The following is a 20,614-nucleotide window of genomic DNA, read 5'->3' on the forward strand; positions in this document are numbered from 1 at the left end:
CGGGTCACCGTCCCTTCGCCTGGCGGGCTTCGAGGCGGCCGGCCAGATATCCCAGCGGGATCGTGACGAGCAGGTAGGTCAGGCCCACCACCATGATGGGCGTCGCGTTGCTCGTCGTGGACGCCAGGTCGTTGCCGAACTTGGTCAGCTCGACGTACTCGCCGCTGACCCCGAGGAACAGCACCAGCGAGGAGTCCTTCAGCAGCGACACGAACTGGTTGGTCGTCGGCGGGATGACGATGCGGACGGCCTGCGGGATGACCACCGAGATCATGGCGCGGGAATGGGACATCCCGAGGGACCTCGCCGCCTCGGCCTGCCCCTTGGGGACGGCCTGCAGGCCGGCCCGGAGCGTCTCGGCCATGTACGCCGAGCTGACGATCGCCAGGCCCAGGATGCCCTGGCCGTAGGTGCCGCCGGGAACCTGGAAGCCCGGGAGCGCGAGCGGCAGGAACAGGATGAGCAGGAAGATCAGCAGTGCGGGCAGGCCGCGGAAGATCTCGATGTAGACGGTGGCGATCCAGCGGTAGGGCCGCACGGACGACAGCCGCATGAGGGCGAGGACCAGCCCTCCCAGCGACCCGAGGACGAACCCGCCGACGGTGTAGATGATCGTGTTCCTGAGCGCGATCGTGAACACGTCGGGAAGCGACTGCTCCGCCACGTCCATCTTGGCGAAGTTCTGGGCCAGGCCCTGCCAGTTGACGAGGAAGGCGAGCGCCACCACGGCGGCGATCAGAACGGTGTACTGGACGCCCCTGCTGATCTGCTGCTTCTTACGGGGGCTGAACCGGGGCCTGCCGGGCACGTGCCCGGCAGGCCCGGCGGGGCCGGCCGTCGTGGACTGGGTCATCGACTCAGGTTCCGAGCTCGCCCGGCTTCTTGCCGAACCACTTCACGTAGATCTGCTCGTACGTGCCGTCGGACTTGGCCTTGGCGATCTCCTCGTTGATCACCTTGAGCAGCTCGGTGTTGCCCTTCTTCAGGCCCACGCCGTACTGCTCGCCGGTGTCGAGGCTCGCGATCAGCTCGAACTTGTCGGCGATGTCGGGCTTCTTCAGCCAGGTGAGCACCACGGGGAGGTCCTGGACGATCACGTCGGCCTGCCCCGACTGCAGACCGAGCAGCTCCTTGGGCGAGTCGGCGAACTCGGTGGGGTCGAAGCCCTTGCTCTTGACGAAGTCGAGGCCGGTGGTCGAGGCCTGCGCCCCGAGCTTCAGCCCCTTGGCCTTCACGTCGTCGAGGGACTTCGCGCCGGTGCCCTTCTTCGCCAGAAGTGCCTGCGTGGCGTCGAAGTAGGGATCGGAGAAGTCGATGTTCTTCTTGCGCTCGTCGGTGATCGTCATGCCGGCCGCGGCGACGTCACACTTGCCGGTGGCGAGCGCGGCGCCGCTCTTGATCACGGCGAAGTCGATGTCGACGATCTCCTGCGTCACCCCCAGCTTCTTCGCCGCGAGGTCGACGATGTCGACGTCGAAGCCCACGACCTTGTCGCCCTCCTTGAACTGGAAGGGCTCATACGGGAGGTTGGTGCAGGTCGTCAGCTTGCCGTCGCTGATCAGTTTCACACTCGCCGCGGACGCCGAGGCGCCACCCGCCGGCGCGCCGGTCTCGGTGGCGCTGGTGTCCGATCCGCCACCGCAGGCGGAGAGAAGGCACGCGGCGCTCACGGCGAGCGCCCCGATGGAGGTCATACGGCGACGCCTGGGCCAAAGGACCACAACGTCCTCCTCTTTAGCTCTATGTCGGAGTTAAGTTAAGTTACCGTAACTGTGGCCATGGTTCCGCACCTGTTCACCAGGGCTATTACCGGAATGAAACGATCGCACAACACCTCACGGCGCCGGACGGTCAGCGCCGGTGGGGCGGTTAGGGTGCCAGACGTGAGCCGAGCTCTGGGCGGGTGGGGCTGCGCGGCCGCCCTGGTCGCGACGCTGGCCGCGTGCTCCGGCGGGGCCTCGGGCTCCGCGGCGCCCGCCGCCACCCCCTCGCCGACGTACATGATCCCCCCGGCGACCGCGCGCCCCGGCGAGATCGTGATCACCGCGAAGCCGGTGGTCGACGGCCAGATGCGCTTTCGCGTCCTCGGCTTCCAGGACGGCATGGCGGCCATGTTCGGCAGCCACGCCGAGTGGGAGGCCAAGGGCCGGTACGCCCGCGTGCACCTCATGATCGAGAGCACCGACCGCACCAACCAGAAGTTCGACGCCAAGGAGCAGCTGCTCGTGGCCGCCGACGGCCGCACCTTCCACGTGGACGACTTCGGCCAGGCCATCAAGCGGCAGCCGGACGAGATCCCGGTGGGCAGCTTCGTGAAGATGGAGTTCGACCTCTGGTTCGACGTGCCGAAGGACGCGAAGATCACCGCCGTGCGCCTCTTCGCCGACCCCCCGCTCGGGGCCATCGGCCCGTCCAAGGGGGTCGACGTCCCGCTGCCGTGACCGCGGCGCGCCCGCCCCGGTGGCGTACGGCCCGGCCGGGGCGTGCCCGGCCGGGCCGTACGGACGAGGCGAAGCGCTCAGTGAGCGCCGAGCTCCCCGCCCAGGTAGGCCTCGCGAACCTGCGGGTCGTCCAGCAGCTGGGACGCCGGAGCCGACTTGACCACCCGGCCGGTCTCCAGCACGTACGCCCGGTGGGCGAGCTGGAGCGCCTGCTGGGCGTTCTGCTCCACCAGCAGCACGGTGGTGCCGCGGTCGTTGATCTCCTTGATGATCGAGAAGATCTGGGTGACCAGCTTCGGCGCCAGGCCCATCGACGGCTCGTCGAGCAGCAGGACCTTCGGCTTGCTCATCAGCGCGCGGCCGATGGCGACCATCTGCTGCTCGCCGCCGGACATCGTGCCCCCGGCCTGGTTGCGGCGCTCGGCCAGCCGCGGGAACAGCTCGAAGACCTCGTCGAGGTCCTTGCTGAGGTCCCCGGTGCGGGTGTAGGCGCCCATGAGCAGGTTCTCGGTGACGGTCATGCCCGGGAAGACGCCCCGGCCCTCGGGCGACTGGCCGATGCCGGCGATCACCCGCTTGTGGCCGGGGAGCTTGCTGATGTCCTTGCCGTCGAAGGTGACGGAGCCGGACGTCAGCGGCCGCAGGCCCGAGATCGTCTTGAGCGTCGTGGTCTTGCCCGCGCCGTTGGCGCCGATGAGGGTGACGATCTCACCCTCGTCTACCTGGAGCGAGATGCCCTTGATGGCCTCGATCTTGCCGTAGTGGACACGGATGTCCTTGATCTCAAGAAGCATCGGCGGGAGCCCCCAAGTACGCCTCGATGACCCTCGGGTCGTTCTGCACCTCGGCGGGAAGACCGTCGGCGATCTTCTGCCCGAAGTCCAGCACCGCGATGCGGTCGCTGATGCCCATGACCAGGGCCATGTCGTGCTCGATCAGCAGCACCGTGCGGCCGGCGTCACGGATCTTGCGGATCAGGCCCTGCAGGGACTCCTTCTCGGCCGGGTTCATGCCGGCGGCCGGCTCGTCCAGGAGCAGGAGCTTGGGCTTGGTGGCCAGCGCGCGGGCGATCTCCAGCCGGCGCTGGTCGCCGTACGGGAGGTTCTTGGCCGTCTCCTCCGCGCGGTTGGGGATGCCGACGAAGTCCAGCAGCTCCAGCGCCATGGCCTTGCCGTCGCGCTCTTCCCTGCGGTGCCAGGGCAGGCCGAGCGCCGCGTTCACCATGCCGGTGCGGTGGTGGGCGTCGGCGCCCACCATGACGTTCTCCAGCGCCGACATGTTGTGGAACAGCCGGATGTTCTGGAAGGTGCGCGCGACGCCCCGCTTGGTGATCTTGAAGCGCTTCATGCCGTCGATGCGGTCGCCGTCGAAGAGCACCTGACCCGACGTCGGGCGGTAGACGCCGGTGACCACGTTGAACACCGTGGTCTTGCCGGCGCCGTTCGGCCCGATGAGCGCGAAGATCTCGCCCTCGTTGACGGTCAGTTCGACCTCGCGCAGCGCGACGACGCCGCCGAACTGCATCTTGACCTTGTCCAGCCGCAGAAGCGGACGCGGATCGCTCATTTCGCTGCCCCTTCGGCCGAGGCGTGGGAGTCCGGTCCGGGGACCTCCGCGCCCATGCTTCCCATGCCGCCTGTGCCCTCCGCCAACTCCGCTTTACGGCGGCGCGATGGCAGCAGGCCCTCCGGACGGAAGATCATCAAAGCGACCAGGGCGGCGCCGAACACCAGGATGCGGTAGTCGGACAGACCGCGGAACCGCTCCGGCAGCCAGGCGACGAGGAACGCGCCCAGGACCACGCCCGGGATGTTGCCCGACCCACCGAGCACGACCGCCGCCAGGATGGTCGCCGACAGCATGAACAGGAAGTCGTTGGGGTTGATGGAGATGGTCTTGCCCGCCCAGACGACTCCCATGGCCCCGCCGATCGCGGCGCCGATGGCGAAGGCCAGCAGCTTGAACTTGAACGTCGGCACGCCCATGACCTCGGCGGCGTCCTCGTCCTCGCGGATCGCGGCCCACGCGCGGCCGACCCGGCTCTTCTCCCAGCGCTTCACCACGATGATGATCACCGTGGCGACCACCACCAGCAGGTAGTAGTACGGCCGGGGGTCGAGCACGCCGTACTTGAAGATCTCGACGCCGAACAGCTCGACGCCTTCGATGCTCGGCGGGTGCGGGATGCCCGCGATGCCGCGGGGGCCGCCGATGGCGTCGGTGTTCTCGGCCGTCTGGCGGACGATCTCACCGAAGCCGAGGGTGACGATCGCCAGGTAGTCGCCGCGCAGGCGCAGCGTCGGGCCGCCGAGCACCACGCCGGAGATCGCCGACAGGATGACCCCGAGGACGAGGATCTCCCAGAAGTTGAGCCCGAGCTCGGTGCCGAGCAGCGCCATCGAGTAGCCGCCGATGGCGAAGAACGCGACGTACCCGAGGTCGAGCAGGCCGGCCTGTCCCACGACCACGTTGAGGCCGATCGCCAGCACCACGAAGGTGCCGACCGGGAAGAACAGGACGCTGGCCCAGTCGCTGTAGGGCGACATGAAGCCGCCGATGGTCTCGGACGGCAGCAGCAGGGCGGCCACGAAGAGCAGTCCGTAGACGGTCCAGCGCTGCCAGCCGGGGGCGTCGGCCCACCGGTCGCGGACGCCGTCACTGAACGCCGAGAAGGCGTTCTTGCCGTTCGTGATCGTGGTGTTGGCGCTCATGCGCGTGCCTGCTGGAGGGATTCACCGAGGATTCCGGTGGGCCGGAACATCAGGACCAGGATGAGGACCGAGAAAGCGATGACATCCTTCCATCCCGAGCCGAAGACCGCGGCGCCGTAGTTCTCGATGAGACCGAGGAACAGGCCGCCGACCAGGGCTCCGCGTAGGTTGCCGATGCCGCCGAGCACCGCGGCCGTGAAGGCCTTGATGCCGAGCAGGAAGCCGATGGAGAACTTGGTGACCTCGAACTGCAGGATGAACAGCGCGCCCGCCAGGCCCGCCATCAGGCCACCGATGATGAACGTGATGCGCACGATCTTGTCGATGTCCACACCCATGAGGACCGCGGTCTCCGGGTCCTGGGACGTCGCGCGGATGCCGCGCCCGATCTTGGTGCGGTTGACCAGCAGGTCGAGCAGGACCATCATGCCCACGGCCGCGACGAAGATCACGATGTGGTCGAGGCGCACCTGGGCGCCGCCCACCGTGAACAGCACGTCCTTCTCCATGATGCGAGCCACACCCATCTGGTTGCGGCCCTGCTGCGGACGGTCGAAGAGGTTGGGAATGATCACCAGCGCGAACAGTTCCTGCAGGAACAGCGAGGCGCCGATGGCGGAGATGAGCGCCGCGAGGCGCGAGGCCCCGCGTTTGCGCAGCGGGCGGTAGGCGATGCGTTCCAGCAGCACGGCCGAGCCGGCCGAGGCGAGGCCGCCGACGAGCAGCATCAGGAACAGCCCGCCCACGAGGGCGAGGCCGGTCAGGGGCTGGGTGATGCCGAGGGTCATGACGACGAACGCCGCACCCATGGTGCCGATCATGAAGATCTCGGAGTGCGCGAAGTTGATCAGGCGCAGGACGCCGTAGACCATCGTGTACCCGAGGGCCACAAGCCCGTAGATCGCGCCCACGATGAGGCCGTCGATCGTGTACGGCCAGAATGAGCCGAGCAGATTATCGAACACGAAGAGATATCGCTTTCAGGAAGCCATGTCGGGCAACGGACGGGGGCGGGATCGCCACGGCGTTCCCGCCCCCTCTCACTACCTGGCCGTCGACTGCCGTCGGTCAGCCGAGCTGGGCCGTGGTCGTGTCGCCGAGCAGGCCGATGTCGCCCTCCTTGACCTGGTACATGTAGATCGACTTGGCGGAGGGCTCACCGGTCGGGTCGAACTTGATCTGCTTGGAGATGCCCTGGAAGTCGGACTTGCCGATCGCCTCGTTGATGGCGTCGGGGGTCGTCGCCCCCGCGCCGATCGCCTTGAGGAACGCCGTCATGGCGTCGTAGCCCTCGGTGGCGTAGATCAGCGGGTCGGCGCCGAACTTCGCCTTGTAGTCCGTGGCGAACTTCTTGACCTTCTCGTCGGTCTCGGCCGCGGTGGGGATGCGGCAGGGGCAGCCGATGAGCGCGCCCTCGGCCTGCGCGGCGCCGGCGCCCTCGATGATGCCCTTGTCGAGCGAGCCGTCACCGGAGAAGAACTTCGCCTTCACGCCCTTGTCGCGGAGCTGCTTGAGCAGCTTGCCCGCGCCGGCGTAGTAACCACCGAAGAAGACGGCGTCCGGAGCGGCGGACGTGATCTTGTTGACGGTCGAGGAGTAGTCGGTCGCGGCGGGGTCGAGCGCGTCGTCGGTGACCGTGGCGCCCTTGGACTTGAGCTGCGCGCGGACGGCGTCGCCGATGCCCTTGCCGTACTCGGACTTGTCGTCGACCACGAAGACCTTCTTCGCCGCGGCGGCGCCGGAGATGAAGTCGGCGATCGCCGGGCCCTGCACGCCGTCGTTCGGCACCACGCGGTGCCAGTACTTCCAGCCGTTCTTGGCGAGGTCGGCGTTGGTCGCCGAGGCGGAGATGTTGGGGATCTTCGCCTCCTCGAGGACCGGCACGGCCTGCTTGGACTCGCCCGAGAAGGCGGGCCCGACCATGGCGACGACCTTGTCGTCCTTGACCGCCTTCTGGGTCAGGGAGACAGCCGTGGTGGCATCCGCCCGGCTGTCATACTTGATCATCTCAACCTTGACCGCCGGGTTGGTGGCGTTGTACTCGTCGACCGCAAGCTGGGCGCCGTTGCTCGGCGGGATGACGATGCCGGAGTTCTCACCCGACAGGTCGCCCATGAAACCAATCTTCAGCGTGGACGGCGCGGCGGACCCACCGCCGCCGCCCTCCGCCTCGGTGCCTCCCCCGCCACACGCGGCGAGACCAACGGTAAGCGCCACACCGACGGCGAGCACGCCACCGAGGCGAGCAATCTTGGGCCGCAAGGTTGCCTTCCTTTCGCCTGATCCCCCTGTTGGGATCAAGTTCACAGAGCCTCCTGGCGATCCGGCCAGGAGTTATTGACGGCATTACACCCAGCTCAAGTCACAGGTCGGTACAGAAGAGACCCCACGTTACCGCTTCGTTATCACACCGGTCCTCTTCGGCTATCGAGCCGAAAAGTAAAGGTCACGTCGGGGGGAGCAGGCCGCGCGTCGCGGCCGGCCTCGACTGTTGACAGCATCGACGAACCTCGCCCTGACACCATCGGTCGGATCCCGCACGACCGGACGGCCGGCAGGCGCGGCGCCACCGCCGTATCGGCATCGCGCCGGACGGCACGGCGCGGCGCGGGATCAGGCCTCGCCGGGACCGGCCGACCTCTCGGCGTCGGCGACCACGGCCTGGGCCACCTGGCGCATGCTCATGCGGCGGTCCATCGAAGCCTTCTGGATCCAGCGGAACGCCTGCGGCTCGGTCCACCCGTGCTGGGCCATCAGCAGGCCCTTGGCCCGCTCGACGAGCTTGCGGGTCTCCAGCCGCTCCCCCAGCGTGCTGATCTCGCGCTCCAGCGCGATGATCTCCTCGTGCCGGCTGACCGCCATCTCGATCGCGGGCACCAGGTCGGACTTGGTGAACGGCTTCACCAGGTAGGCCATGGCGCCGGCGTCCCTGGCGCGCTCCACGAGATCGCGCTGGGAGAACGCGGTGAGGATGAGGCAGGGCGCGACCCGCTCGGACACGATGCGCTCGGCGGCCGAGATGCCGTCGAGGATGGGCATCTTGACGTCGAGGATCACCAGATCGGGGCGGCTCTCGAGCGCGAGCTTGATCGCCGTCTCGCCGTCACCCGCCTCGCCGACGACGGCGTACCCCTCTTCTTCCAGCATCTCCTTGAGGTCGAGACGGATCAGAGCCTCGTCCTCCGCGATCACCACTCGCCGCTGCGTACTCACGACCAAGAGAGTACCGACGTCCGCTAGATTAGGTGCACCGGTACCGGGGCGCCCCGATAGACCAACGGCAGAGTCAATGGCCTCAAAATCCATCAAGTGTGGGTTCGAATCCCACTCGGGGCACTGATCCGGCGCGCGAGGCGTGATCACCCGCCCGGCGCATCCCCGCCCTGGAAACGCCCCGCGCGCGCCCCCCTGCGGGGAGCGCGCGCGGGAAAGCGGGCCTGAACGGCCGTGTCAGCCGGTGCCCGACGACAGCAGCGAGCCGATCGTGTGCACCCGCAGGGCGTTGGTGGAGCCGTGGCTGCCGGGAGGCGAACCGGCGACGATGACCACCTTGTCGCCCTTCTCGCAGCGGCCGACCGACAGCAGGGCCGACTCGACCTGGCGCACCATGTCGTCGGTGTGGTGCACGAACGGCACCTCGAAGGTCTCCACGCCCCAGGTGAGGGCGAGCTGGCCGCGGACCTCGGGCGCGGAGGTGAACGCCAGCAGCGGGATCGGCGAACGGTAGCGGGCGAGCCGCCGCGCGGTCTCCCCCGACATCGTGAACGCGCACAGGGCCTTGGCCCCGACGATCGCGCCGACCTCGGCCGCCGCGCGGGCGATGGCGCCGCCGGTGGTCTCGGGCAGGCGGTCGAAGGTGTGCGTCGACTGCAGGGTCTCGGCCTCGGCGGCGCTGGCGATGCGGGCCATCGTCGCGACGGACTCGATGGGGTAGCCGCCCACGGAGGTCTCGCCCGAGAGCATGACGGCGTCGGCGCCGTCCATGACGGCGTAGGCGACGTCGGAGGCCTCGGCGCGGGTGGGGCGCGGGGCGCTCATCATGGAGTCGAGCATCTGGGTGGCCACGATGACGGGGTGGGCCTTCTCCCTCGACAGGGCGATGGCGCGGCGCTGCACGATCGGCACCTGCTCCAGCGGGAGTTCGACGCCGAGGTCGCCGCGGGCCACCATGATGCCGTCGAAGGCGTCGACGATCTCCTCCAGGCACTCGACGGCCTGGGGCTTCTCGATCTTCGCGAGGAGCGGCAGGTGGACGCCCTCCTCGTCCATGATGGCGCGCACGAGCGCGGCGTCGTCGGGGCTGCGCACGAAGGACAGCGCGATCATGTCGAAGCCGGTGCGGAGGGCCCAGCGGAGGTCCTCCTCGTCCTTCTCGGTGAGGGGGGGCGCCGACACCGCGACACCGGGCAGATTGAGGCCCTTGTTGTCGGAGATCATGCCGCCGACGAGGACCTTGGTCACCACCCGGGGCCCGTCGACCTCGATGGTCTCCAGCACCAGGCGCCCGTCGTCCACCAGGATGCGGTCGCCGGGGCCGACGTCGGTCGGCAGGCCGTCATAGGTGGTGGAGACGATGTCGCGGTCACCGGGGACGTCCTCGGTGGTGATGGTGAAGACGTCGCCGAACCCGAGCCGCACCGGGCCCTCGGCGAACCGGCCCACGCGGATCTTGGGCCCCTGGAGGTCGGCCAGGACGCCGACCGCCTTGCCCAGTTCGGCGGCGGCCTCCCGCACGCGCGCGTGGACCTCCTTGTGGAGCTCGTGGCTCCCGTGGCTGAGGTTGAACCGGGCGACGTTCATGCCCGCGGCGATCAGCTCGCGCAGGCGCTCCGGGGAGGAGGTCGCGGGGCCCAGGGTGCAAACGATCTTCGATCGACGACTCACAAGTCCTACCCTAATTGGTACAGACCACTTGACGATGGCCGAGTCAGCGGCGCCTGGACGAATTCCAGGTGACGCGGACCCTCCGATTTGCCGACACAGGGGCACGTCGTCGCAGGTGGAAGCCGATGCTGGGGGACTCCGGCCACGACAGATGCGACCGGGCGCTCCAGTCCGTTTCCTGTTCGTGCGGTACCAGGATAGTTGCCACGGAGGGGACGGGCGGCCGGGTCGCGGAATGCCGAGCGCCCGTCCGGGGTGTCCCGGACGGGCGCGAGGGTCGGCGCGGGGGTCAGCCCTTGGCTGTGGCGGCGCGGCGGGCGTCGACGATGCCGTGCCCGTAGAAGCCGTTGTCGCCCTTGGAGCCCTCGCAGCGGTGGGTCTCCCCGATGGCCGGGTAGGTCGTGGAGCCGGTGGACGGGCACGCCTTCTCGGTGGCGGTGTCGTACAGCAGCTCCTGCGTCCGGGCGGGGCTCAGGGCGAGGCCGCCCTTGCCCGGCTTGCCGAAGCGGCCGACCAGGATGGCGGCGACGCCGGCGGCGTGCGGGGACGCCATCGAGGTGCCCGACAGGTACTGGTAGTACGAGCACGACCCGCCGTGGCAGTCGCGCACCACCGAGGAGGCGGTGGGCTTGCCGGAGGCGTCGATCAGCTTCTGCGCGCGCAGCACCGCCTTGGGGGCGGGGGCGAGGATCTCCCTGGCCGCGCCCTTCAGCGAGGTGCCGGCGTCGGTGGGGTCGCCGCCGGGCGCCGACAGGTCGGTCTGCTCGGTGCCGTAGTCGGAGTACCAGGCCTTGCGCTCGCTGGGCCCGACCGCCGAGACCGAGATGACGCCGCCGGACTCGGCGGGCACGTTGAGGCAGGTGTTGTCGATGGTGCGCTCGCGCTCCTTGCCCACGGGGTACCCGGGGCTCGCCTTGTCCTGGGTCGGGTTGCCGAGGTCGGTGGCGCCGTTGCCGAGGGCGGTGATGAGCGTGACGCCGTGGCGGCGGGCGTAGTCGAGCGCGCGCTGGACGCCGGTGATGATGCCCGCCTGCTGGAGCTGCTCGGCCCGGGAGTCGGCGGGGTTGGCGGCGCAGTTGAACGTCCACGGGTCGACGAAGAAGCTCATGTTGACCACGTCGACGCCCGCGTCGCCGGCGTAGGTGAGCGCGTCCATCACCGGCTTGAGGAAGAAGAAGCCCGAGTCCTGCCCGGCGCGGATGTTGACCAGCGAGACGTCGGGCGCCACGCCGGCGATGCCGAGGCCGTTGATCGGCGAGCCGATGGTGCCGGCGACGTGGGTGCCGTGGCCGTCGTCGTCGGCGTCCACCGGGTCCTTGCACTTGGCGGCCTCGCACGGGCCGTCGAGCGTCTTGCCGCTGGGGTCCTTGGGCTGGTCGACGACGAAGTTGCGGCTCAGCGCCCGGTTGAAGTTGGGCGCGATGTCCGGGTGGCGGCCGTCCACGCCGGTGTCGATGATGCCGACCAGCACCTTCTTGTTCGCCCGCGCCTTGGCGTAGGAGCCCTTGGGGGTGGCGCCGATCATCTTCATGTCCCACTGGCGGCCGGCCAGCGGCTCGGGGCCGCGCTTCGTCGTGGCGGCGGGCGCGCTCGCCGCGTCCGGGGACGCGGACGCCGGCGCGGCCGGGGCCGCGGCGGGCAGGACGATCGGCAGGGAGCCGGGCGCGGAGGCCAGGCGGCCGGCGGGCAGGGCCGCGGCCGTGCCGATCCGGCGGTTGGCGGTCACGCCGACCACGGCCGGGTCGGCGCCGAGGCGCTCGGCGAACGCGGCGCCCGGGCCCGTCGCGAGGACGTACCCGAGCCTGGCGTCGGAGGCCTCGGCGGTGCCGCCGCCGGCCTCGATGGCGCGCAGCGCCGCGGCCCGCGCGCCCTCGGCGTGGAAGACGAGGTACTGGGCGGCCTCGCCCGGCACCGCCGTGGCATTCGTGGCGCCCGTGCCCGCCGTGAGCGAGCCGGCGGCCAGCGCACCCGCCACCGCGACCGAAACGACGGCGCCGATGCGGCGCCCGTACCCCCGACCCATTGAGCCTCTCCTCATGCCTCGGAAACGACGAGGCAGCATCCTTCAACCGATGGAGTCTTAAAGCAAGTCGTAGATGAAATGCTCGGTCGACCGACCCTTTATACACACACGTGCCTGCAAGCTACCCGAGATACCTGTGAACTCCCATAAAAAGGACGGCGCCCCGCGGGGGGCGCCGTCCTCGTGACGCGTGTCAGACAAGCGGCCGCGCCGTCGGCGGAATCGCCACGGGCAGGGCCGTCCGGCCGGTGAGGTAGGCGTCCGCGGCCGCCGCGGCCGACCGGCCCTCGGCGATCGCCCACACGATCAGCGACTGGCCGCGCCCCATGTCGCCGGCGACGAAAACTCCGTCCACACCAGACATGTACGACTTGTTCCTCGCCACGTTGCCGCGGGGGTCGAAGAACGTGGCCGGGTCGCCGGAGGCGGCGGCCAGGTCGGTGAGCAGCGGGCCCTTCTCCGGCCCCACGAAGCCCATGGCCAGCGTGACCAGCCCCGCCGGGATCTCGCGCTCGGAGCCGGCGATGGGCTTGAAGCCCGTCGAGGGCCCCTCCACGTCGACCAGGCGCAGCGCCCGCACCCGGCCGGCCTCGTCCGCGACGAACTCGGTCGTGGACACCGCGTACACCCGCGAGCCGCCGCCGGCCTCCAGCTCCTCGTGGGCGCTCTCGGTCTTGAACAGCAACGGGTACGTCGGCCAGGGCTGGACGTCCGGCCGCGCGCCCGGCGGCTTGGGCATGATCTCCAGCTGGGTGACCGACAGCGCGCCCTGGCGCACCGCGGTGCCGACGCAGTCGGCGCCGGTGTCGCCCCCGCCGATCACGACGACGTGCTTGCCCTTCGCCGTCACCGGCGCCTCGGCGAAGTCGCCCTCCTGCACCTTGTTGGACAGCGGGAGGTACTCCATCGCCTGGTAGACGCCCTCGTGCTCGCGCCCGGTGGCCGGCAGGTCGCGCCACGCCGTGGCGCCGCCCGCCAGCACGACGGCGTCGAACTCCGCTCGCAGCCGCTCGGCCGTCACGTCGACGCCGACGTTGACGCCGGTGCGGAACTCGGTGCCCTCCGCGCGCATCTGCGCCAGGCGCCGGTCCAGGTGCCGCTTCTCCATCTTGAACTCGGGGATGCCGTAACGCAGCAGCCCCCCGACGCGGTCGGCGCGCTCGAACACGACCACGTCGTGGCCCGCCCGGGTGAGCTGCTGCGCGGCGGCCAGCCCCGCGGGCCCGGAGCCGATCACGGCGACCTTCTTGCCGGTCCTGGCGGCCGGCGGCCGCGGCACGACCCAGCCCTCGGCGAAGGCCCGGTCGATGATCTCGACCTCCACCCGCTTGATCGCCACCGGGTCTGAGTTGATGCCGAGCACGCACGCCGACTCGCACGGCGCCGGGCACAGCCGCCCGGTGAACTCCGGGAAGTTGTTGGTCGCGTGCAGGCGCTCGATCGCCTCGCGCCAGTCGTCCCGGAAGACCAGGTCGTTCCACTCGGGGATGAGGTTGCCCAGCGGGCAGCCGTTGTGACAGAAGGGGATGCCGCAGTCCATGCAGCGCGCGGCCTGCTTGGTCAGCTCGGGCTTGGGGAAGTCCTCGTAGACCTCGCGCCAGTCGCGGATGCGGACGTCGACCGGGCGGCGCGCCGGCAGCTCACGCCCGTGCTTGAGAAAACCCTTGGGGTCGGCCATCGGTGAAACCTCCCTTAACCGTGAGCGGCGGTCATGACCGCCTCGTCGATGTCCCGTCCTTCGGCGCGCGCGGCCTCGGCGGCGCGCAGCACCCGCTTGTAGTCCTTCGGCATGACCTTGCCGAAGCGGGTGAGCGTGCTCTCCCAGTCGTCCAGCAGGGCCTTGGCGACGGTCGAGCCCGTCTCGGCCAGGTGGCGCTCGACGATGGCGCCCAGGAACTCGGAGTCCTCGGCGGTGAGCTCCTCGACCTCGACCATCTCGCGGTTGACCCGCACCATGTCCAGGTCGAGCACGTAGCCGACGCCGCCCGACATGCCGGCCGCGAAGTTGCGGCCGGTCGGGCCGAGCACGACCACGCGGCCGCCGGTCATGTACTCGCACCCGTGGTCGCCGACGCCCTCCACCACGGCGGTGGCGCCGGAGTTGCGGACGCAGAACCGCTCCCCCACCACGCCGCGGATGAAGACCTCGCCGGACGTCGCGCCGTACAGGCCGACGTTGCCCGCGATGACCTGCGTCTCGGCGCTGAACGGGGCGTCGGGGTGCGGCCGCACCGTCACCCGCCCGCCCGACAGGCCCTTGGCGATGTAGTCGTTGGCGTCGCCGGTCAGCCGCAGGGTGATCCCCTTGGGCAGGAACGCGCCCAGGGAGTTGCCCGCCGACCCGGTGAAGCCGACGTCGATCGTGTTCTCGGGCAGCCCCTCGCCGCCGTACCGCTTGGTCACGTGGTGGCCGAGCATGGTGCCGACCGTGCGGTTGACGTTGCGGATGGGCAGCTCCAGCGTCACCCGGTCGCCGTAGCGCAGCGCGCCCTCGGCGAGCTGGATCAGCGTGTTGTCCAGGGCGGCGTCCAGGCCGTGGTCCTGGGAGACCGTCTGGTGCAGCGGCGTGCCCTGCGGCAGCGACGGCACGTGCAGGATCGGCGACAGGTCGAGGCCGGCCGCCTTCCAGTGGTCCTCGGCGGCCGCGGTGTCGAGGAACTCGGCGCGGCCGACGGCCTCGTCGATCGAGCGGAAGCCGAGCGCCGCGAGGTACTCGCGGACCTCCTCGGCGACGAACTCGAAGAAGTTGACCACGAACTCGGGCTTGCCGGTGAAGCGCTTGCGCAGCTCGGGGTTCTGGGTCGCGACGCCGACCGGGCAGGTGTCCAGGTGGCAGACGCGCATCATGACGCAGCCGGACACCACGAGCGGGGCGGTGGCGAAACCGAACTCCTCTGCGCCCAGCAGCGCGGCCACGATCACGTCGCGGCCGGTCTTGAGCTGGCCGTCCGCCTGCACGACGATGCGGTCGCGCAGGCCGTTGAGCAGCAGGGTCTGCTGGGTCTCGGCCAGGCCGAGCTCCCACGGGGTGCCCGCGTGCTTGATCGACGTCAGCGGCGAGGCGCCGGTGCCGCCGTCGTGGCCGGAGATCAGCACGACGTCGGCGTGGGCCTTGCTCACCCCGGCCGCGACCGTGCCGACCCCGACCTCGGCGACGAGCTTCACGTGGACGCGCGCCTCGGGGTTGGAGTTCTTCAGGTCGTGGATGAGCTGGGCCAGGTCCTCGATCGAGTAGATGTCGTGGTGCGGCGGCGGCGAGATGAGGCCCACGCCCGGCGTGGAGTGCCGCGTCCGCGCGATCCAGGGGTACACCTTGTGGCCCGGAAGCTGGCCGCCCTCGCCGGGCTTGGCGCCCTGCGCCATCTTGATCTGCAGGTCGGTGGCGTTGACCAGGTACTCGCTGGTCACGCCGAACCGGCCCGAGGCCACCTGCTTGATGGCGCTGCGGCGTACCGGGTCGTGCAGGCGGTCGGCGTCCTCGCCGCCCTCGCCGGTGTTGGACTTGCCGCCCAGGCGGTTCATGGCGATCGCGATGGTCTCGTGCGCCTCGCTGGAGATCGAGCCGTAGGACATCGCGCCGGTGGAGAAGCGCCTGACGATGTTCTCGACCGGCTCGACCTCCTCGATCGGCACCGGCGGGCGCACGCCCTCACGCAGCCTGAACAGGCCGCGCAGCGTCATCAGCTTCTCGGCCTGCTCGTCGACCAGGCCGCTGTACTCCTTGAAGATCTCGTACCGCCGCGTGCGGGTGGCGTGCTGCAGCCGGAAGACCGTCTCGGGGTTGAACAGGTGCGGCTCGCCCTCGCGGCGCCACTGGTACTCCCCGCCGACCTCCAGGCGGCGGTGGGCGTTCTCGGCGCGCGGGTAGGCGGCCTGGTGCCGCATGCGCACCTCCTCGGCGAGCACGCCGAAGCCGACGCCGCCCAGGCGGGAGGTGGTGCCGGAGAAGCAGGCGTCGATGACCTCGCGCCCGAGGCCGAGGGCCTCGAAGATCTGGGCGCCGGTGTAGGAGGCCACCGTGGACACGCCCATCTTGGACATGATCTTCAGGACGCCCTTGCCGTACGCCTTGATGAGGTTGCGCACGGCGGTGCGCGGCTCGCCGGGGAGCGCCCCGGTGGCGATCATGTCCTCGACGGTCTCGATCGCCAGGTACGGGTTGACGGCGGAGGCGCCGTACCCGATCAGCAGCGCCATGTGGTGGCACTCGCGGGCCTCGCCGGTCTCGACCACCAGGCCGACGCGGGTGCGCGACTTCTCGTGGATCAGGTGGTGGTGCACCGCGCCGGTGAGCATCAGCGACGGGATCGGGGCCAGCCGCGCGTCCGACCCGCGGTCCGACAGCACGATGATGCGGGCGCCGTCCCTGATCGCCTGGGACACCTCGGCGCAGATCTCCTCCAGCCGGTGCAGGAGCCCCTCGCCGCCGCTCGCGACCTCGTACACGCCGGAGACGACGTGCGGCTGGAAGCCGGGCAGCGCGCTCTCGTCGTTGATGTGGATGATCTTCGCGAGCTCTTCGTTGTCGATCACCGGGTACGGCAGCACGAGCCTGCGACAGGACGCCGGGCCCGGGGCCAGCAGGTTGCCCTCCGGGCCGATCGTCGTCTGCAGCGAGGTGACCAGCTCTTCGCGGATCGCGTCCAGCGGCGGGTTGGTCACCTGGGCGAAGAGCTGGCTGAAGTAGTCGAACAGCAGCCGCGGGCGGTCGCTGAGCACGGCGACGGGCGAGTCGGTGCCCATGGAGCCGATCGGCTCGGCGCCGGTCTTCGCCATCGGGGAGATGATGACGCGCAGCTCCTCTTCGGTGTAACCGAAGGTCTGCTGGCGCTTCACCAGTGCCTCGTGGGTGATCATCGGGCGCTCGCGCGAGGGCAGTTCCTCGAAGCGTACGAGCCCGGCGTGCAGCCACTCGCCGTACGGCAGCGCCGCGGCGAGCTCGGCCTTGATCTCGTGGTCCTCGATGATCTTGCCGCGCTCGGTGTCGACCAGGAACATCCTGCCCGGCTGGAGGCGGCCCTTGCGGACGACCCTGGAAGGCTCGATGTCGAGCACGCCGGCCTCCGAGGCCAGCACCACCAGGCCGTCCTCGGTGACCCAGAAGCGCCCGGGACGCAGGCCGTTGCGGTCGAGGACCGCGCCGACCAGGGTGCCGTCGCTGAACGTGATCGACGCCGGGCCGTCCCACGCCTCCATGGACGTGGAGTGGTACTCGTAGAACGCCCGCCGCGCGGGGTCCATCTCGGTGTGGTTCTCCCACGCCTCGGGGATCATCATCAGCACGGCGTGCGGCAGGCTGCGTCCGCCCAGGTGCAGCAGCTCCAGGCACTCGTCGAACGACGCGGTGTCGGAGGCGTCCGGGTCGCAGATCGGGAACAGCCGCGACAGGTCGCCGGGGATCAGGTCGCTCGCCAGCATCGCCTCGCGGGCCCGCATCCAGTTGCGGTTGCCCTTGACGGTGTTGATCTCACCGTTGTGGGCGACGTACCGGTACGGGTGCGCCAGCGGCCACGACGGGAAGGTGTTGGTCGAGAAGCGCGAGTGCACCAGCGTGATCGCGCTGGCGAACCGGTCGTCGGACAGGTCGGCGAAGAAGTCCTCGAGCTGCGGGGTCGTCAGCATGCCCTTGTAGACCATGGTCCGCGACGACAGCGAGGGGAAGTAGACGTCCACCTCGTGCTCGGCGCGCTTGCGCAGGCAGTAGACCAGGCGGTCCAGCTCCAGGCCCGTCTCGCCGCCCGGCGAGGACACGAAGAGCTGGTGGAAGGACGGCATGACGGCACGGGCGCTGGGCCCGGCGTGGGCGGGGTCGACCGGGACGGCGCGCCAGCCGAGGACCGTCAGGCCCTCCTCGGCGGCGATCTCCTCGATCATCTGGACGCCGGTGGCGCGCGCCTCGTCGTCCATCGGCAGGAACGCCATGCCGGCGGCGTAGGAGCCTTCGGGGGGAAGCGGGAAACCGACGGACTCACGGAGGAAGGCGTCGGGAATCTGCGTCAGGATGCCGGCGCCGTCGCCGGTGTCCGGTTCACTACCCTTGGCGCCCCGGTGATCAAGATTGCGTAGCGCCGTCAGGGCCTTCACGACGATGTCGTGGCTGCGACGGCCGGCCACGTCGGCCACCATCGCGACTCCACAGGCGTCGTGCTCCTGCGAGGGGTGGTACAGGCCCTGGGGCTCGGGGAGACCGAGGCGGGCAGCAGGCATTGAATCCCTCCCGTCGTCTTCGTCTGCGTCCGTCTGGATTGGCGAGTGCAGGCAAGAGGGACGACGTTGGCCCTGCTGCTGTTTCAGGTGTGTAGAGACTACAACACCCTGTCGGAATAGTGCCCGCCAGGGGCGAATCGCGAACATTCACCAATGGCGGAACCGCGTTGATGCGTGGCGTACGTCCCGGGCCGCTCTGTCTGGAACGACCCAGCGAAAGGTGTTATTCCATCGCGCTCTCCCACAGATCGTCCATGGGCCGTCACACGTTACGTCAAGGGAGCACGGCGGCGTCCAGCACGCGCCGCTGGGCGAACGCCGCGACGCCCTCCAGGGCGACCTGCGGCAGGGTCAGATCGGCGGCCGGGCGGGCGTCGACCGGACCCACCCAGTTGACCACGACGAAGTGGCCCAGCGCCCGGGCGTCCGCCCGGCTGCGGGCGGCGTCGAAGGACTCCGGCTGGCCCGGCGCCGGCCGCAGGAAGCCGTCGCCGCGCTTGGGGTCGAGCGCCGCCACGAGCCGGTCGGCGGCGGGCCCGTCGGGCATGTCGAAGACGGCGTACTGGCCGGAGACGCGGCCGTCGGCGCTGGTGAAGCCCGCGCGCACCACCTGGGAGCACCCGGCCGCCGCGTCGACCGTGCCGCTCCCCCACAGCGCCTGGGCGCAGTCGGCCGACGCCGCCACCCCGCGGCGCTCCATCGTGACCGTCTCGGCGGTGAGCCGGGCCGTGGCCGGGCCGAACACCTCGCCCTGGCTCAGCGGGCGCGGGTCGTCCTCGCGCGAGGCGATGGGCGCGTAGAGCGCCGAGGTGGGCTCGCCCCGGAAGGCTCCCGGGCGCGGCCCGGTCTCCGCCCGGGTGGCGACGTACACGGCGGTCCCCGCGGCGGCGACGACCCCCAGCACGGCCAAGGAGACCGTCGTGCGGCTGAGCATGGCCCCTGAGCCTACTGGGCCGGGGACGCGGCGGGCGTCCGGGGCGCGGCCGGTGTGCCCGCGGCCGGCGGCGGGGACACGGCGACGACGCGGCGGTAGACGGCCTTCTCGACGCCCCGCGCGGCCAGCGCCAGGGAGACGAAGTCGTCCTTGGCGGTCGGCTCGCGGCCGTCGGCCCGGGCCACCCAGACGAGTCCGGCGTAGTGCCCCATCGCGTGGCCGCTCGCCTCGGTGTAACCGTCGGGGGCGAACGTGGCCTCGCCTGACTCCAGCGGCCGCACCCAGCCGCCGCCGCGGTAGAGGGTGGACATCCGCGTGACGAAGCGGTCGGCCGCCTCGACGCCGGCCATGTTGAACAGCGTGTACTGGGCGACGTAACGCCGGTCGGAGCTGAGGTACAGGCCGCGGACGGCCTGCGTGCACCCGGTGGTGCCCAGCTCGGCCAGGGCGTCGCCGCCCCACATGACCGGGGCGCACGCGGGGTCGAGGCGGCGGTCGACCAGCCTCAACGTCAGCTTGCCGCTCCTGAGGGTCTTGGTGGCGAAGACCTCCTCGGCCTTCAGCGCCGCGGCGTCGGCCTTGCGGTCGGCGATCGGGCCGAAGAGCTTGGGCGACGCCCACGCCTCGTACGTGCTGGGGAAGGGCAGGCCGATCTCCTCCCCGCCGGCCTGGCGGGGTTCGGGCTCATAGGAGCCGAGGGTGCTGACGACGAAGGTGAGCCCGAACCCGCCGAGCAGCACCACCAGGACGGTGCCCACGCCGAACAGGAGACGCTGCTGGCGTTCGGTCAGGCCGCGCTCGGCGAGCGCCGGGACCTCGAAGGAGGAGCGGCGTCTCTTGTTGCGCGCGCTCACAGGCCGGCGGCGCCGGAGAGGCGGGGCGCCTGGCGGGCGCCCGCACCGGCGTGCAGGCGGAAGAACGGGCGGGCGGGCACCGCCGGGGCGGGGCCGAGGGCCCCGCCCGCGAGGGCGCCGGATGCGGACGGGCGGGACGGCCCGCCCGTCGTGTCAGGGTGGGGGTGGAGCCGGGCGAGCCCCCCCGAGGAGCCGCCCGTGGTCATCGTCCGTTCGCCTCGGCATCCGGTCGCGCCGAGGCAGGGGCCTTGCCCGCGCCCTCCTCGGCGCCGCCCTGGCTCGCGGGCTGGGCCGGGTCGGCGTTCTCCCCGGCCGCCGCGGCGAGCACCCGGGCGGGCGCGGCGGCCTGCCCCAGGGTGCCGGCGTCCTCACCCGAGCCGGGCGCCGGGCGCTGGACGGGCGCTCCCTCGGATGGGTCGGCCTGACCGGCCTGATGCGCCGGATCCACGCCCTCACCCGAACCCAGCACCGGCTCCTGCACGAGCCCGCCCTCGGAAGGGTCGGCCTGACCAGCCTGATGCGCCGGATCCACGCCCTCACCCGAACCCAACACCGGCTCC

General features: G+C 70.7%; 16 protein-coding genes, 1 tRNA gene and 1 pseudogene. 2 read left to right on the forward strand and 16 right to left on the reverse strand.

Going from position 1 to position 20,614, the window contains the following annotated elements; genetic code table 11:
* Positions 1–4: 4 nt before the first annotated feature.
* Positions 5–853: an amino acid ABC transporter permease gene (locus PYR91_RS24200; RefSeq protein ID WP_279783076.1), complete on the reverse strand. Its 849-nt coding sequence runs from the start codon at positions 851–853 to the stop codon at positions 5–7.
* Positions 854–857: 4 nt separating this feature from the next.
* Entirely contained in the window at positions 858–1,694 is an 837-nt protein-coding gene (locus PYR91_RS24205; RefSeq protein WP_279783077.1) for an ABC transporter substrate-binding protein, read from the reverse strand.
* 189 nt (positions 1,695–1,883) lie between these two features.
* Here PYR91_RS24205 and PYR91_RS24210 point away from each other — a divergent pair, with 189 nt between their 5' ends.
* Positions 1,884–2,441 (forward strand): DUF4352 domain-containing protein, encoded by a 558-nt coding sequence (locus tag PYR91_RS24210; protein ID WP_279783100.1) that lies wholly within the window; start codon positions 1,884–1,886, stop codon positions 2,439–2,441.
* 77 nt (positions 2,442–2,518) lie between these two features.
* Here PYR91_RS24210 and PYR91_RS24215 read toward each other — a convergent pair whose 3' ends face one another.
* The 6 genes from PYR91_RS24215 to PYR91_RS24240 form a co-directional block, all read right to left on the reverse strand.
* Entirely contained in the window at positions 2,519–3,235 is a 717-nt protein-coding gene (locus tag PYR91_RS24215; RefSeq protein WP_279783102.1) for an ABC transporter ATP-binding protein, read from the reverse strand.
* The gene (locus PYR91_RS24220) at positions 3,225–4,007 is read right to left on the reverse strand and encodes an ABC transporter ATP-binding protein (protein ID WP_279783104.1); all 783 of its coding nucleotides are present in this window, start codon (positions 4,005–4,007) and stop codon (positions 3,225–3,227) included. The genes PYR91_RS24215 and PYR91_RS24220 overlap by 11 nt, the downstream gene beginning before the upstream one ends.
* On the reverse strand, positions 4,004–5,152 hold the full coding sequence (locus tag PYR91_RS24225; RefSeq protein WP_279783105.1) for a branched-chain amino acid ABC transporter permease: 1,149 nt from the start codon (positions 5,150–5,152) through the stop codon (positions 4,004–4,006). Before PYR91_RS24225 ends, PYR91_RS24220 begins: the two co-directional genes overlap by 4 nt.
* Entirely contained in the window at positions 5,149–6,117 is a 969-nt protein-coding gene (locus tag PYR91_RS24230; protein ID WP_279783107.1) for a branched-chain amino acid ABC transporter permease, read from the reverse strand. Before PYR91_RS24230 ends, PYR91_RS24225 begins: the two co-directional genes overlap by 4 nt.
* Before the next feature lie 103 nt (positions 6,118–6,220).
* Positions 6,221–7,459 carry a branched-chain amino acid ABC transporter substrate-binding protein gene (locus tag PYR91_RS24235; RefSeq protein WP_279783109.1) on the reverse strand — a complete coding sequence of 413 codons (1,239 nt, stop codon included), beginning with the start codon at positions 7,457–7,459 and terminating at the stop codon, positions 6,221–6,223.
* A 306-nt stretch (positions 7,460–7,765) separates the two neighbouring features.
* Positions 7,766–8,365, reverse strand: a complete 600-nt coding sequence (locus PYR91_RS24240; protein ID WP_279783111.1) for a response regulator — start codon at positions 8,363–8,365, stop codon at positions 7,766–7,768.
* A gap of 50 nt (positions 8,366–8,415) precedes the next feature.
* Here PYR91_RS24240 and PYR91_RS24245 point away from each other — a divergent pair.
* A tRNA-Leu gene (locus PYR91_RS24245) sits at positions 8,416–8,488 on the forward strand.
* Between the two features lie 114 nt (positions 8,489–8,602).
* On the opposite strand, the gene pyk is transcribed toward PYR91_RS24245, so the two are convergent.
* The 8 genes and pseudogenes from pyk to PYR91_RS24285 form a co-directional block, all read right to left on the reverse strand.
* Positions 8,603–10,036: a pyruvate kinase gene (gene pyk, locus PYR91_RS24250; protein WP_279783113.1), complete on the reverse strand. Its 1,434-nt coding sequence runs from the start codon at positions 10,034–10,036 to the stop codon at positions 8,603–8,605.
* A 289-nt stretch (positions 10,037–10,325) separates the two neighbouring features.
* Positions 10,326–12,059: a S8 family serine peptidase gene (locus PYR91_RS24255; RefSeq protein WP_279783115.1), complete on the reverse strand. Its 1,734-nt coding sequence runs from the start codon at positions 12,057–12,059 to the stop codon at positions 10,326–10,328.
* 193 nt (positions 12,060–12,252) lie between these two features.
* Positions 12,253–13,737: a glutamate synthase subunit beta gene (locus PYR91_RS24260; RefSeq protein WP_279783116.1), complete on the reverse strand. Its 1,485-nt coding sequence runs from the start codon at positions 13,735–13,737 to the stop codon at positions 12,253–12,255.
* 14 nt (positions 13,738–13,751) lie between these two features.
* Entirely contained in the window at positions 13,752–18,266 is a 4,515-nt protein-coding gene (gltB, locus tag PYR91_RS24265; RefSeq protein ID WP_279783118.1) for a glutamate synthase large subunit, read from the reverse strand.
* Between the two features lie 274 nt (positions 18,267–18,540).
* On the reverse strand, positions 18,541–19,200 hold the full coding sequence (locus tag PYR91_RS24270; protein ID WP_279783120.1) for a hypothetical protein: 660 nt from the start codon (positions 19,198–19,200) through the stop codon (positions 18,541–18,543).
* A gap of 11 nt (positions 19,201–19,211) precedes the next feature.
* Positions 19,212–20,054 (reverse strand): hypothetical protein, encoded by an 843-nt coding sequence (locus PYR91_RS24275; RefSeq protein ID WP_279783122.1) that lies wholly within the window; start codon positions 20,052–20,054, stop codon positions 19,212–19,214.
* Positions 20,051–20,260, reverse strand: a complete 210-nt coding sequence (locus tag PYR91_RS24280; protein ID WP_279783124.1) for a hypothetical protein — start codon at positions 20,258–20,260, stop codon at positions 20,051–20,053. The genes PYR91_RS24275 and PYR91_RS24280 overlap by 4 nt, the downstream gene beginning before the upstream one ends.
* Positions 20,257–20,614: pseudogene (locus tag PYR91_RS24285) on the reverse strand (hypothetical protein); the annotation flags it as partial. The pseudogene PYR91_RS24285 and the gene PYR91_RS24280, both read right to left, overlap by 4 nt.

The organism is Sphaerisporangium sp. TRM90804 (assembly GCF_029846175.1).
Taxonomy (GTDB): domain Bacteria; phylum Actinomycetota; class Actinomycetes; order Streptosporangiales; family Streptosporangiaceae; genus Sphaerisporangium.